Source organism: Desulfobacterales bacterium (genome assembly GCA_028704555.1).
Lineage (GTDB): Bacteria > Desulfobacterota > Desulfobacteria > Desulfobacterales > JAQWFD01 > JAQWFD01.
On record JAQWFD010000007.1, the window covers coordinates 48,843 to 62,301 of the forward strand.

13 protein-coding genes and 1 tRNA gene are annotated in these 13,459 nt (G+C 47.7%); 6 read left to right on the top strand and 8 right to left on the bottom strand.

Annotated features, from left to right (window positions below; all coding sequences use genetic code 11):
* Positions 1 to 17: 17 nt before the first annotated feature.
* The 3 genes from PHQ97_04370 (at position 18) to PHQ97_04380 (ending at position 4,330) form a co-directional block, all read left to right on the top strand.
* The gene (locus PHQ97_04370; protein ID MDD4391971.1) at positions 18 to 1,625 is read left to right on the top strand and encodes a glycosyltransferase; all 1,608 of its coding nucleotides are present in this window, start codon (positions 18 to 20) and stop codon (positions 1,623 to 1,625) included.
* Positions 1,626 to 2,074: 449 nt separating this feature from the next.
* A complete protein-coding gene (locus tag PHQ97_04375; GenBank protein MDD4391972.1) occupies positions 2,075 to 2,452 on the top strand; it encodes a hypothetical protein in 378 nt (125 codons plus the stop codon).
* A gap of 54 nt (positions 2,453 to 2,506) precedes the next feature.
* A complete protein-coding gene (locus PHQ97_04380) occupies positions 2,507 to 4,330 on the top strand; it encodes a histone deacetylase family protein (GenBank protein MDD4391973.1) in 1,824 nt (607 codons plus the stop codon).
* A gap of 157 nt (positions 4,331 to 4,487) precedes the next feature.
* Here PHQ97_04380 and PHQ97_04385 read toward each other — a convergent pair.
* A tRNA-Ala gene (locus PHQ97_04385) sits at positions 4,488 to 4,563 on the bottom strand.
* A 446-nt stretch (positions 4,564 to 5,009) separates the two neighbouring features.
* On the opposite strand from PHQ97_04385, the gene PHQ97_04390 reads away from it, so the two are divergent.
* Entirely contained in the window at positions 5,010 to 5,204 is a 195-nt protein-coding gene (locus tag PHQ97_04390; GenBank protein ID MDD4391974.1) for a ferredoxin, read from the top strand.
* 208 nt (positions 5,205 to 5,412) lie between these two features.
* Here the strand turns inward: PHQ97_04390 and PHQ97_04395 are convergent, their stop codons facing one another.
* The 4 genes from PHQ97_04395 to PHQ97_04410 form a co-directional block, all read right to left on the bottom strand.
* Positions 5,413 to 7,413 carry a PAS domain S-box protein gene (locus PHQ97_04395; protein ID MDD4391975.1) on the bottom strand — a complete coding sequence of 667 codons (2,001 nt, stop codon included), beginning with the start codon at positions 7,411 to 7,413 and terminating at the stop codon, positions 5,413 to 5,415.
* 275 nt (positions 7,414 to 7,688) lie between these two features.
* Complete coding sequence (locus tag PHQ97_04400; protein MDD4391976.1) at positions 7,689 to 8,426, bottom strand: DUF4197 domain-containing protein; 738 nt, start codon at positions 8,424 to 8,426, stop codon at positions 7,689 to 7,691.
* A gap of 86 nt (positions 8,427 to 8,512) precedes the next feature.
* Positions 8,513 to 8,965 carry a hypothetical protein gene (locus tag PHQ97_04405; protein ID MDD4391977.1) on the bottom strand — a complete coding sequence of 151 codons (453 nt, stop codon included), beginning with the start codon at positions 8,963 to 8,965 and terminating at the stop codon, positions 8,513 to 8,515.
* A 385-nt stretch (positions 8,966 to 9,350) separates the two neighbouring features.
* Positions 9,351 to 9,968, bottom strand: coding sequence for a CBS domain-containing protein (locus PHQ97_04410; protein ID MDD4391978.1), 618 nt, complete (start codon positions 9,966 to 9,968; stop codon positions 9,351 to 9,353).
* A 364-nt stretch (positions 9,969 to 10,332) separates the two neighbouring features.
* Here PHQ97_04410 and PHQ97_04415 point away from each other — a divergent pair, with 364 nt between their 5' ends.
* Positions 10,333 to 10,815, top strand: coding sequence for a cyclic nucleotide-binding domain-containing protein (locus PHQ97_04415; GenBank protein MDD4391979.1), 483 nt, complete (start codon positions 10,333 to 10,335; stop codon positions 10,813 to 10,815).
* A gap of 1 nt (position 10,816) precedes the next feature.
* On the opposite strand, the gene PHQ97_04420 is transcribed toward PHQ97_04415, so the two are convergent.
* Positions 10,817 to 11,560 carry an RluA family pseudouridine synthase gene (locus PHQ97_04420; protein ID MDD4391980.1) on the bottom strand — a complete coding sequence of 248 codons (744 nt, stop codon included), beginning with the start codon at positions 11,558 to 11,560 and terminating at the stop codon, positions 10,817 to 10,819.
* A 90-nt stretch (positions 11,561 to 11,650) separates the two neighbouring features.
* Positions 11,651 to 12,289 (bottom strand): MarC family protein, encoded by a 639-nt coding sequence (locus tag PHQ97_04425; protein MDD4391981.1) that lies wholly within the window; start codon positions 12,287 to 12,289, stop codon positions 11,651 to 11,653.
* 331 nt (positions 12,290 to 12,620) lie between these two features.
* Here PHQ97_04425 and PHQ97_04430 point away from each other — a divergent pair, with 331 nt between their 5' ends.
* A complete protein-coding gene (locus PHQ97_04430) occupies positions 12,621 to 12,779 on the top strand; it encodes a hypothetical protein (protein MDD4391982.1) in 159 nt (52 codons plus the stop codon).
* A 45-nt stretch (positions 12,780 to 12,824) separates the two neighbouring features.
* Here the strand turns inward: PHQ97_04430 and PHQ97_04435 are convergent, their stop codons facing one another.
* Positions 12,825 to 13,328 carry a ferritin family protein gene (locus PHQ97_04435; protein MDD4391983.1) on the bottom strand — a complete coding sequence of 168 codons (504 nt, stop codon included), beginning with the start codon at positions 13,326 to 13,328 and terminating at the stop codon, positions 12,825 to 12,827.
* Positions 13,329 to 13,459: the final 131 nt, after the last annotated feature.

The following is a 13,459-nucleotide window of genomic DNA, read 5'->3' on the forward strand; positions in this document are numbered from 1 at the left end:
AAATCGAGGATAATCATATGACAACTCATATAACTAAACCCCAGTGCCGATTGCCGGTAACCAGGTTCTCCGGAACCGGCTGTGCTCAGGGGGAAAAAACAGCGGTAAGGCGTTTTGAAAAAATTCCTGATCCGGTTCATACGAAACCGGAATTTTTAATCAAATTTATAATTTTTGTATCAATCGGAGTGGTCATCCTTTCTGCCATCATGAGTTTTGATCGGATTGAATCTACCCATGAGTTCATGAACCAGAATGCCTGGGGAAGCTGGTTTCTGCTGTGGGGTAAGATTTTCCTGGGGGTCAGCCTGGCGGCCTTTCTGTGGCGATTATACCTTGTGTGCCGTTACCGGCCTGCGCCGGCTTGTCTGGATGCGCAGCTTCCGGTATGTACGGTGGTGGTTCCCGCTTACAATGAGGGGCAGCAGGTACTGGCGACCTTGAAGAGTCTTGCAGCCAACGACTATCCTCCGGAAAAGCTGAAAATTATCGCGGTTGATGATGGAAGCGCAGATGATACCTGGCATTGGATACAATCGGCTAAAAGGGAACTCACCGGCCGGATTCTCACCATAAAACTGCCGGTAAACCGTGGCAAGCGACACGCGCTCTATGCGGGATTTCAGAAAAGCATCGGCGAAGTTCTCGTGACGGTGGACAGTGATTCGGTGGTCGACAGGCAGACGCTCAGGCAACTGGTCAGCCCCTTTGTGCAAAATCAACGCGTTGGAGCGGTAGCCGGAAATGTCCGGGTGCTTAACCGGCACAAGGGTATCATTCCGCGAATGCTCGATATAATCTTTGTATTCAGCTTTGACTTCATGCGAGCCAGCCAGAGCATGGTTGACACGGTGATGTGCACGCCGGGGGCTCTGTCCGCATATCGTCGTTCGATTGTCATGAATGTTCTGGAAGAATGGCTCGGGCAGACGTTTTTCGGAAAACCGGCAAACATCGGTGAAGACCGCGCGATGACCAATCTGATTCTTCGGGAAGGGCATTTTGTCCGCTTCCAGCAGAATGCGATCGTCTATACCAATGTGCCGGTTGGCTACAATAACCTGTGCAGGATGTTTTTGCGGTGGGCCCGAAGCAATATCCGGGAATCGATTGTCATGAGTTGTTTTATATTCCGGCGGTTTCGTACAGAATCCATGCTGGGTGCCCGGATCAATCTGATTTTGCAGCTGCTTTCCTTGACAAAATCCCAGGCCCTTCTGGCGGTGACCCTGATCTGTTTTGTATGGCAGCCGACGGTGTTTGGGGTCAATATCCTGGTCGGGGTTGTGATCGGCTCATCGTTTCCAGCCGTGCTCTACGCATTAAAACGCCGAAGCAGTGACTGTCTGCTGGCCTACCTGTATGGAATCTTCTGGATGATCGGTCTGACCTGGATAACGCCGTTTGCCCTGTTGACGCCGCATAAATCCGGCTGGCTGACACGTCAGATCAAAAAGACGGATGCGCCCTCAGGAGAACCTGTCCCGGCTGCATTTCCGGGTATTCGGGGCTCTCTTGTTGAGGTGGTGCCTCCTTCGATGAATACCACCACCGCCAACAGCCTGGTAGCGCCTTATATGCTTCAACCGCACTGTAATCGTCGGGTTTCTGCAAAGTCGGTATAGAAAGCGCCGGCAGACAGCGTGCCTGAATGCCCGTATGAATCTGTATCACTGGATACGGCTCCATGAACGGTTGAGGCCTTTGGCGACGTATGCCTGAGAGCTTGTCAACAGAACAGATTGACATTATATGACTGCGTTTGAAAACTAACGCGGGCCGTGCCCGCAACCCAATTTACATGGAATTGCCGTTACAAAAAACGTTTTAATTTTCGGGCTTGATCATTACTGCGGCCATATTTTGCTGTGCGTAGCCTCGAAGTCCCGCCCATTGCCGGCGTACGACATGGCCACGGTATCCCCCGGATCGTGCTGGAGAAGCCGACAATGGGCGGGGCGGACCCCGTGACATTGTGGCCGCAGTTATGATCAAGCCCTTTTTTCTGACATTCCGCTTGCCGTAATTCCGCTTCTGTGTCAGTTCATAACCTTTTCCCCGGAGTCTGCGCATAATGATCTGTCTGAACAACATCACCAAACAACACGGGGATCAGATCCTGTTCCGGGGCGACGATGCGGGAAAGCGAATCGACAAGCTCACCGGCGGCGAGAATAGCCGGGTGGTGAGGGTCAGTCACGACCGGAAAAAACAGGGGCGTCAGGCCCCACGTATTTTAAAAATACAAAATATTATAGATTTTTCACACCAGGCGCAAGTGCACAAAAAAATGTTTAATTTTTTTGACAGGTTGCGCACGCCAGATGAATTTTATTTCGATGCCGTTTCATTGTCTGTAAAATGGACATGGAAGTATTCTGCCGAATCAGATACAATAAAAAAAATAATGGCGAATCAGCCGTTTTTTTGGAAAAACTCTTTGCAAATATAGTGGGCAACCGCTATGCAATCGCCAATGCGTTAAATCCTTCAGGAGTGATCATATATGTTTTGCATCAGACGAATTTTTGATGATGTCCACGACAGAAACCAAAATGCCCTGGAACAGGTTCGTACGATACTGTCAACGCAGTTCATCGGGCTCAGTCAGGCCAAGATCGACAGAATTCCGGATATTTTTCGTAACCCCTTCAAATATGATTTCCAGTCTATTTTATATATTGCGGAAGGGGTGTCAACGGTGCTGGGGTTTGCCCTTTTATCCAACGAGCCGCAGATGCAGTTCAGCTACCTGGATTTTCTGGCGACAAACAAAAACGCTCCCGGCCGGGGCATCGGGGCCGCGCTTTATGAACGGGTTCGTGAAGAGGCTTCCCTGATGCATGCTAGGGGGCTGTTTTTTGAATGTCTGCCGGATGATCCGAAACTTTGCCGGAATCCCGGGATGCTCAAGGAAAATAAGGCGAGGCTTCGATTTTATGAAATGTTTGGCGCACGCCCGATCGATAACACGGGCTATGAGACTCCGGTGAACCCGGGCGGGGATAATCCACCGTATCTGGTATTTGACGATCTCGGACAGCAGAAACCTCTCAACGTGGACTTCGCCCGAAAGGTCGTCAAGGCCATTCTTCAGAGAAAATATAAATCGGTCTGCAGCCCAGAATATGTTCAGGCGGTGGTTAAATCCTTCAGAGATGACCCGGTTCATATCCGTATGCCCAGATATGTCAAAGCCTCTGATCAGGAACCCCACCCGGTTTTAAACCGGCTGACTACCATTGCGCTGGTGGTCAACGACCGTCATGATATCCATCATGTAAAGGAGCGCGGATACGTCGAGGCTCCGGTTCGCATCCGTTCCATTCTCGAGGCGCTGCAGCGTACCCGGCTTTTTGCCGCTATCCCTCCCATGGAATTTCCCGATCGTCATATCGTAACTGTCCATGATCCGGCTTATGTCCGCTATTTCAAGCGGGTCACTGAGAAAATGGCAGTGGGATCATCGGTTTATCCTTACGTATTTCCCATCAGAAACAAGGCCCGTCCTCCTATGGAGCTGGCTGTCCGCGCAGGTTACTACTGCATAGACACCTTTACTCCGCTGAACCGGAACGCATTTCTGGCGGCCCGGCGGGCGGTCGATTGCGCGCTGACGGGTGCCACCAAAATTCTGGAGGGCATTCGCCTGGCATATGCCCTGGTCAGGCCGCCTGGTCACCACGCGGAAATACGCTCCTTTGGAGGATTCTGCTATTTCAATAACTCGGCTATTGCCGCCCAGTATCTGAGTGAATACGGAAATGTGGCCATGCTCGACATCGATTACCACCATGGGAACGGGCAGCAGATGATTTTTTACGCAAGAAGCGATGTGCTGACGGTCTCCATACATGGCCGACCGGCTATCGCTTACCCTTATTTCAGCGGATTTGCCGATGAACGGGGCGAGGGCAACGGAACCGGATACAATGTAAACTATCCAATGCCTGAAAAGATGGACGGAATAAAGTATATCCGGGTGCTGGACAGGGCTTTGATCCGCATCCGTCAGTTTGCCCCCAGGTTTCTGATCGTGTGTCTCGGACTCGACACCGCCAAAGGAGATCCCACCGGCTCCTGGAGCCTTATGGCTTCTGATTTTAAGGAAATTGGCGGGAAAATCGGCCGGATGCATCTGCCGACGCTGGTGGTTCAGGAAGGTGGATACAAAACCCGGTCGATCGGATCCAATGCAAGGGCGTTTTTTGAAGGTCTCTGGAGTGCGATGGTTTCAGATGAAAAGGCTGTTTCAAAAATCCGATCCGTCAGTAACCGGAAGTCGAACAATCCGAAATCCCAAAATTCTGAAATTCTGTCTGAGAGGTGAAGGCCATTCGAATCAAGGTACGGGAAAAGTAAATGCGCCGCATTGAGTGAAACTAAAGAGACATCGGCTTTCGAATGCGAGGAAAGTTTATTCAGATCCTGCGCTGAATCGACCCACTATGATTTGTTCAAAAGGCCACAGCGTCATTTATTTTATCTGGTGGAGATGAGGGGGCTCGAACCCCTGACCTCGGCGTTGCGAACGCCGCGCTCTCCCAGCTGAGCTACATCCCCATATAGACAATAAATAAATCTACTATCATACCTGATGGAAGCCGTCAAATAATTTGATGAGGGTCGCCTGAATAGTTTGTCCGGAACACCCCGGTCCCAAACGCCTGACTTTTTCGCCGGTCCCAGGGATTTTTTAAAATCCCTGGGGCTCGATCATATCTTCGGCCACGTGGTCGAGGCCTCCGTCCCGCCCATTCCCGGCTTCTTCAGCGTGATCCGGGGAAAAGATGCCGGGAACGGGCGGGACTCCGAAGCGATATGTACGGAAATATGGCCGAAGTTATGATCGAGCCCAATCCCTTATTCATCGTAACCTTTTATACATTTCGTCCGCATGACTGTAAAACGATTTTTACCGTTACCGGACATCGGTACCCGTAAAGACCTTTTTTTAAATTCTGAATAGTGTATGTACTTGTACTCACTAAAGAAAGGAGATCATCCAGATGAGGGAAAAAGTCATCATCGAAACGGAAAAATGTATTGGATGTGGCACTTGCATTGATATGTGCCCTGATATTTTTGCATTTGATGAAAGTGAGGAAAAAGCAGAAGTGATTCTTCCTGAGGGAGGGGCGGAGGAATGTATCGAAGATGCCATTTTTTCATGTCCGGTAGGTTGTATTCATTGGGAAGAATAATGAAAAAGTCCGTCATGATGCAGTGCCTTTATCGTGTCCCCGTGTAGCCCCATTTTCCGTTTAAAAGCCCTCCATCACAAAAAAGTTGACTGCCTCATCCTTAGCGACAGGTCTCATCTGGTGGAGGCAGCCAATTTTTTTTGCGACTTTGTGTGAGAATAAAATAATCAGGGGCCAGAGGACATATGACCGCCGACTGTCGTAGTACTCAAAACTGCGTGGTAACCTGTTTGACCGGCAATGTGACGATAAACGTCGAACCTTTCCCGGGCACGCTTTTTGCTTTTATGCTCCCGCTGTGGCGGTCCACTATTTTTTTACAGATGGACAGTCCGATGCCGGTTCCCTTGAACATATCACGACTGTGGAGTCGCTGAAACACCCCGAAAATCCGATCGGCATATTTTTCATCAAATCCGATGCCATTATCTTCGATACAAAGTTGACAGACTTTTCCTGCGAAAAATTTTTCGGAAATTTTCTCCTCCCGATCGGATATGATCTGTCCGCTGATCTTAACCACCGGTGGAACCCCCTCCCTGTGAAACTTCAACCCGTTTCCGATCAGGTTCTGCAGTAGTTGGCCCATCTGCGTCCGATCGGCTTCAATTTCAGGCAGATCGCCTGCTTCAACTCGTCCGTGGGTCTCTTCTATCAGGATTGCCAGATTGGTTAACGTTTGGGTCAGTGTTTGATTTAAATTGACCGGGGTATAGGGAAGGGCACGAGTTGAAACTCTGGAAAAATTCAGCAGATCAATAATTAAATTCTGCATCCGTTTGGAGGCGTTCTGAATACGGATCAGATAATCCAGCCCCTGGTCACTGAGGTTGTCACCGCATTTAGTCTTGAGACGTTCACCAAACGCCTGGATTTTACGAAGCGGTTCCTGCAGATCGTGAGAGGCAACATAGGCGAACTGTTCCAGTTCGGCATTGGACCGTGCCAGTTCCAAAGCCTGTTTTGCCAGCGCCTGTTCAGCCAGTTTGCGCTTCGAGATATCGGTGACAATGGCAAAACTGCCTGTAAAGTTCCCCTCGTGATCAAATAGCGATGTCGGTGATAAAATGGTGGCTACTTTTTGACCATCCGGCCGGGTCCAGGTAATTTCGTAAGGCTCATAAATTCCCTGTTCCCGTTTGGCCATTTGATCCATAAAAATGGGGCGGTTTTCATCATCCAGAAAGTTGGACATTAAATTATTGATGATGTCATCTCGGGACGCTCCCCATATTTGACACAATCGGTCATTGACAAAGGTAATTAACCCGGTTTTATCCCGCACGATCAAACCGTCGGTCATGGTATCCACCAGACTGCGGTATCTTTGTTCGCTGTCGCGTATGGCGAATTCCGTCTCGCGCTGGCTGGTCATATCGCGAAGCGATTCGATGGCACCGACAATATTGCCCTGATCATCGTATATTGGACCTGCCATTCCCCATAAATACAGGGACCTGCCGTTTGATAACGACACCGGGGTTTCGGCTATGATCGTATGATCTTTTTTTTGGTTGATGGGATAGGCCATTTTCAGATTCGGATCGGATTTAAAAATCTGATCGATCAGAATCGGTCTTCTTTTACCGTAAAAGGGCAGGCTGTACTCGTAATTTCCCTTACCCAGAATATCTTCGGCATTAACCCCGGTCATTTTTTTCATGGCATTGTTCCAGATGACCACTTTGCCCGTATTGTCGATGACAAACGTGGCGTCCGGCAAAAAATTGATGATGTCGGAGAGCCATTTTTCAGATACGTTAAGCCGATCCTGCGCCTGTCTGCGCTGGGTGATATCATTGCCGACTGTGAGAAAACCGGTAATGGTTCCCTCATCGTTTCGAACCGCCTTATGCTTTAATTCGATCCAGTAAGTTTTTCCATCTTTTCGTATAAATTTGTTTTCATTCGTGATGAATCTGTCAGAATGGTCAATGTCCATACCGGTTAATTCCGTATAATCCGGTAACCGGGGGATGATCTCAGACAGCTTTTTCCCGAGGATTTTATCTTCCGAATATCCCAGAACCTCCTGGGCCGAATGATTGACCAGGGTGATGGTTCTATCCGGATCAGATTCTATGATGATACTGGTGGTATCCTGAACCAGTTTCTGGTATCTGTATTCACTTCTGCGTATTGTTTCTATGGAGCTGGTTAATTCACTGATTTGCTGTTCCAGTTGTTCTTTTGTTAAATGAGATTTCATCAACATTCCTTTGTGTTTATAAAACAACAGGTTATGCAAATATATTCAAACGGACGGGTTGACGGCTTTGTTTGCCTGAGCAAGTCTTTATTATGTATCGGCGTGATTAATTTCAAAAAAATATCATAAGTTGGATTTTAAATAAAGACAAGTAGAAAAAAGTGATTGATATTCAAGAAAAGTAAATTGTTTCTGATGGTATCTGCCACGAGATACAGCTGCTCTTGCAACCCATTGAAATGTTTTAAAAATCAGCATACATCCGGTATCACTCACTATTTATTAAATACTTTTTTTAGCAGGTCGGTCGTTCGGGCGGCCGGATCGAGACGAATTTTCTGCTCTTCTAAAGATATCATGTGAAAGAGACCGTCGATGGCCCGGTCCGTGGCATACTGGTCAATATCGAGGACCTGGGATTCGGCAAAGGGTATGGTTTGTATTTTGGAATTCAGATCCTGATAGGCGCGTGTGGCTCCTGTCGCCGACATGGACTTGTTTATGATGGGTTTGAAGATTTTGGCCAGCGGTTCAGAGGTTTTGTCCTTAAAATAATCGGTAGCGGCTGTATCCGGGCCGTCCAAAATCTTTTTTGCATCTGTAAATGTCATTTTCTGTATGGCGTCCATAAATAATGCACCCGCTTCAGGAGCCGCTTCTTCGGCCGCACGGTTCATACTCAGTTCAAACTCGTCAATATATGAACCGAAGCCGGCGCTTTTGATGAGAGGCGATATGCTATTGATCGTATCCGGCAGGGGAATTTTGATGTCGGGATTTTTAAAAAAACCATCAGCCTGCGAAACTGTGCTGACCGCGTTGGAGGTGCCAAGGCTGAGTGCTTCCTTCAAACCGTTAATGATATCACTTTCCGGAAGCGCCCGGGTTCCGATGACCTGCTTTTTGATGCTGTCAAAAAAGCTGCCCACCCCGCCGTACGCCGGGGATAAGTGAACAGCAAAGATCATTATGACACAAAAAATAATGGGTTTGAATTTACGAGTTGTTGTCATAGCATACCTTTCTTTTGAGAGTCATGCGTCGCCAGTTTTAGGGTTTAAGTCATAAGAGATTGTATGAGCTGATAAAGTTTTCTGGGTTACAAAAGTCGATAGGGATATGCGCGTTGGGTCCATTCATCGTTAGGAAATTCATCCGTTAACTGCTCGTAGGCTTTTTTGAGAAACCCAGCGTCATTGGATTGTTTATACAGGGTTACTCCCTGAAGGTATATGCCTTCAGGGGCTGACCGGGTGGACGGGAAATCTGATAGAAGATTTTTCAGATTTTCAAGGGCCCCATTGAATTGATCGTGGTCAAAATCTATTTTGGCAATCCCCAGCAGCATGGAGGCCATAAATTCATCCGCTTTAAGAAACCCCACGGTTCGATGATGTTCTTTCCCGTCATAATCGAGCGTGACGATCGTCGGCGTCCATTTGACGTTAAAATCACCAGCTGTCGGCTGCGCATCATACCTTACGCGAAGGGGTATCATGTGATCGCTGATAAAAGAAATAACCGAAGACTCGGGATACGTAACCGTATCCATCTGTTGACATCCGATTCAGTCCGGATTGAAAAAATCCAGCAGAATCGGTTTGAACTCGGATTTGGCTTTTTTCAATGCATCATTCATTTGTTTTTCCCACATCATCTTTTTCATGGCAGATCTCCTTGGTTAAGGGTTAAGGGTTAAGGGTTAAGGGTTGATGGCTAATGGCTAATGGCTGAGGGTTGAAGGGTTAAAGGCTTTCCGACTCATGACTGAAGACTCCCGACTGGAGACTCCCGACTGGAGACTCCCGACTGGAGACTCCCGACTGGAGACTCACGACTGGAGACTCACGACTGGAGACTCACGACTGGAGACTCACGACCGAAGACTCTCGACTCCCGACTCACGACCGAAGACTCACGACTCTTGACTGTTAATTTCAGATCCAGAGTTCGATAGGCGCCTGGCAGATCAACGTTCGAAGGATATCGCTGCGAGTGATAATGCCAGCCAGGCTGTCATGGGCGTTGATAATCGGCATGGAACCGATTCGTTCTTCAAATAAAATTCTGGCGATTTTGCGAATTTCCGTTTGAGGCCCTGCGGTCAGTACCTGCGATTTCATGATGGTTTGAATGGTTATGTGAACCGGATCCCGATGATCCGATCCGTATGCCTGATGCCTGCAGATTTGCGCGGTTTGCCTGAGTATATCACGATCGGAGATGATCCCGATAAGCTTGTCTTGTCTGTCAACAACCGGCAGGTGGCGGAACCGGCGGTCGCATATGAGCTGCCATGCGCTATCCAGACTCGTCTCCGCGGTCAGCGTAACGACAGGAGAAGACATGATCTGATTTGCTGTAATCGCCGGCTTTCGTTCCGGGATCCTGTCATATCGGGTTTGATAGGATTGCACGGGTGATATCGACTGCTTTGATGATGGGTTTTTGTCCGGTTCAGGTCGAACGGAAATGGCCGATACCCGTGAGGATTTTGAAAGCGGCCGAATCCGGTTTGAAATATCAATTCCGTTTTCAAGCCATTTGAAATCCATGGCACCCCGTCTGAAGGTCTGACAGCATAAGGTTGTTGATTGTCAACGTTACACCCTGTTAACAAAAACAGGAGAATCAAGGTAGCCCATTTAATATGGTTTTAAAGAATTATTTAACAAAATAACACAAATAGCAGATTGGATAAAGCATGAAATTCGGAATTCAGAACGCCTGGCCTCAGTTCATAATACATGGAATCAGGACCTCTGAACTGCTGATTTCATGCAATGCGTCAAGCAACACAACGCTGCGGCGTACGGGAAAGATAACGTTGATATTTAAGGCTTGACGGTGTAAAATTATTTTTTTCTGTGAAGTCAGTATTCGCCATAATCATTATTTAAACGACAGGAAATATCCGTCATGATTACCCGAGAAGATTTTTCAAGCCTTGATATTTTTAATGGTTTTAATGATGATAAATTGAACCGGGTGCTCCGGTGTGCTCAGGAATTTGAGTTCAAAAGCAAAGAAATCATCATCGAGGAGTCAAGCATCAGTTATGATTTATATCTGATTTGCAAAGGCCGGGTCAGTATTGAGCTCGATGTGATGCTGTCTCAGGGTGTTCAAAGAGAGCAGATGGTGATCCTGCGAGCAGGTGATATATTCGGCGAGATCGGATTTCTGGAAAAAAAACGAAGATCCGCCTATGTTATTGCTATCGATGATATCCGTGCTTTGAAACTTGATGAGAAACAGCTCAAGGATCTGTTCGGGAAACAATATGATATCGGATATCTTTTTATGCGTAACCTGGCGGTCATTTCGGCACAACGGTTGATCAAGACGAATTTCAGGTGGCGCAATGATATTCGGATGATTCATCCATGTCAAAAATGTTAGTTCAACGGTCCCCGTTGAGAAGTGCCTGCATCGGCTCGGGTATCTGAGGTGATATGACCGTGACCGGCTGCCGTGTATCAGGCGGCTGGAATGTGATTGCCATGGAATGGAGCGCCAGCCGGTCAAATCCGAGGTGTTGTTTCAGAAAGGCTATCGCTCTGGATGATCCATAGCGCCTGTCTCCGACAACCGGGTGGCCGGCCAGTTTGGCATGGCGGCGTATTTGATGGCTTCTGCCGGTTACCGGGACGCATTCCGCAAGACAGTAATGGGGGCTGGAGGCCAGCAGCCGGTAACGGGTTTCGCATGACAGCATCAGGCCGTCCCCCTGAGGATTGAGCCTGCCCCCGGCCTGCCGGGATAACGGCCATTTCCATTCACGCGCGGTGGTATCATCTCCAATGGGTTCCAGGTTTCCATGTAACAGCGCAATATAGCGTTTTCGGGTTCGACGTTCTTCAAATTGAAATGAAATATCCCGGAATACATCACATCGACAGGCCACCAGTATTACGCCGCTGGTGTGTTTATCGAGGCGGTGCGGAGCATGAACGCCATATCCGCAATCATAGGCCAACTGGCGTTGCAAGGATTCGTTCTGCCCGATATATGAAGCGATGACGGAACACAGGTCATTTCCGGGATCATTATGAACACTCATATCATATGGCTTGTCCACAACCAGCCAGCCTTTGCCCGTTGCCAGAATCGGCATCGTAAACTGTTTGTTACTGATAATCTGCACGCCGTCTTCCTGTCCCCAAACGCATGAAATTTGATTGAGCCCCCCACCCCTTTTCCCGGGGGGGCCAGGTCGTTGAACCCCGGCAGTATATCAGACATGCCGCGTAAAGCAAAGTCTGAAGTCGATGGATTGGAGACCGGCGGCTACACCGCTTTGAATAAAATAGAAAATCCCTTTTCGGACAATCATCACCGCAATGGCGGCCAGCAGAAGGCTGGCGATCTTTGACAGGATTTTGGCTCCCGCGTCTCCCAGGATTTTGTTGATAGATTCTGCAAACCAGAATATGACGCCGATCAGAAGGATATTCAGGATAATGGAAACAGCGGTAAAAATAAATCCGTACTCATTCATCAGAATAATGGATGTTGTAAGCAACGCCGGCCCGGCGATTAAGGGTACCCCGAGGGGAACCGCTCCCAGTGTGTCCGGATCGAATTTTCTCTGTGCTTTTTCAGAGGCATACAGATCACCCATGGAAAAGAAGAAAAGTAAAATTCCGCCAGCGATCATGAAATCGGCGATCTGTATACCAAGAATTTTGAGGACTGATGAACCGATGGCAAGAAAGACAATGGCAACTGCTACGGAGGTCAGCACGGATTGCCATATGATACGGTGAACTTTGTGAATTGGAATGCCTTCCGTCAGAGCCAGAAACATGGGAATCACTCCGATCGGGTCCACAGCGATAAATATCGGGACAAAACAGAGCCAGAAATCGTTCATGATTTTACTCTCTTGGATCGTTAATTGGTTTTCAGTTATTCGTTGAAGTCCATAGCCCATTTATATCGGGGTGATTCAATTGCCGGTCTGACGGAAAATATTGCCCTCAAAATCCGTATGGATATGCGAGTTGAAATTAAATTTATAAAAATATCAAGATGTTAGAATTTAATATGGCGATGGCACCTTTTTTGCTTCATTCATGATTAAATGTTATACAAACAGGTCTGGCAGGCCTGAGAGAGATTTATCATTACACGTTGTGTAATCAAGTTGAATACATATTCATTACAGTTAATCAGTGTCCGTCCGGAAAGGAGACGATCTATTTATGGGATACATGGTGGCCACGGCCTTTTGTCTTGCGATGCTTGTTGGTGCTTTCGTATATGAAGCCAGGCGATTGAAAAAAGAGCAATTATACTATCGCACGATCATTGATGATCTTCTTCAGAATACCGATTCAGTATCGGATATGCGTACCTGGTAAAAACACCGGATTCACCAGTAACTGACCGATGGTGCATCTTGGTTTTCAGAACGGCCAGAAGTGATTGTCAAACCAGATTTTTTCCGTCAGTTGCCGGTTGAGGGAGTAAAGAAAATCCAGATGGGTTTTTTCCCACTGCCAAAGCCACTGATACAGAGTTTTTTCCTCCGGATCGGTTGCCGTCGAAGACCGATGCGAATAAAGACTGACTGAGAGGGCTTCCATTGATATGGCGGCTGAAATTGCCGCCGCTTCAAATCCAGCTGATTCAATCTGATCCATGACGTTTTGGGTTAGAATTGAAGACGCCAGTGTTGAGTGCTTTTTGATGGTATTTTCATCTGACGAAAACCTGCGGTTTTCCATCCAGAATGAAAACTGCCGGTTCAGAATGAGTGTATGGCTGAATTCTTCCGTGGACAGCAGTTCAAAAAACTCTTTAACTGCGGGTGTGACAGAAATTTGAGCCACTTTACGATAAAACAACCCCCCCCGTCGTTCCAGAAGCAGGGCGCTTTTTAATATTTCCAGAGCGTTTTCTTCGGGCATGCCGTATCCTCCTGAACTGGATCAGTTTTTGGGAAAAGCCAAGAATGCGGGTTGGTTCTGGATAGACAGAAGATATCTGATTACCATTGCATTGTAACGGTGAACAATACGGCGTGTCAATGATAGGGTTA

Excerpts from the sequence above, each read along its gene's own strand:
- PHQ97_04400 (MDD4391976.1), bottom strand. The coding sequence starts at position 8,426 with ATGACAACAACTCGTAAATTCAAACCCATTATTTTTTGTGTCATAATG.
- PHQ97_04410 (MDD4391978.1), bottom strand. The coding sequence starts at position 9,968 with ATGGATTTCAAATGGCTTGAAAACGGAATTGATATTTCAAACCGGATT.
- PHQ97_04395 (MDD4391975.1), bottom strand. The coding sequence starts at position 7,413 with ATGAAATCTCATTTAACAAAAGAACAACTGGAACAGCAAATCAGTGAA.
- PHQ97_04390 (MDD4391974.1), top strand. The coding sequence starts at position 5,010 with ATGAGGGAAAAAGTCATCATCGAAACGGAAAAATGTATTGGATGTGGC.
- PHQ97_04425 (MDD4391981.1), bottom strand. The coding sequence starts at position 12,289 with ATGAACGATTTCTGGCTCTGTTTTGTCCCGATATTTATCGCTGTGGAC.
- PHQ97_04415 (MDD4391979.1), top strand. The coding sequence starts at position 10,333 with ATGATTACCCGAGAAGATTTTTCAAGCCTTGATATTTTTAATGGTTTT.
- PHQ97_04380 (MDD4391973.1), top strand. The coding sequence starts at position 2,507 with ATGTTTTGCATCAGACGAATTTTTGATGATGTCCACGACAGAAACCAA.
- PHQ97_04375 (MDD4391972.1), top strand. The coding sequence starts at position 2,075 with ATGATCTGTCTGAACAACATCACCAAACAACACGGGGATCAGATCCTG.
- PHQ97_04370 (MDD4391971.1), top strand. The coding sequence starts at position 18 with ATGACAACTCATATAACTAAACCCCAGTGCCGATTGCCGGTAACCAGG.
- PHQ97_04405 (MDD4391977.1), bottom strand. The coding sequence starts at position 8,965 with ATGGATACGGTTACGTATCCCGAGTCTTCGGTTATTTCTTTTATCAGC.
- PHQ97_04430 (MDD4391982.1), top strand. The coding sequence starts at position 12,621 with ATGGGATACATGGTGGCCACGGCCTTTTGTCTTGCGATGCTTGTTGGT.
- PHQ97_04435 (MDD4391983.1), bottom strand. The coding sequence starts at position 13,328 with ATGCCCGAAGAAAACGCTCTGGAAATATTAAAAAGCGCCCTGCTTCTG.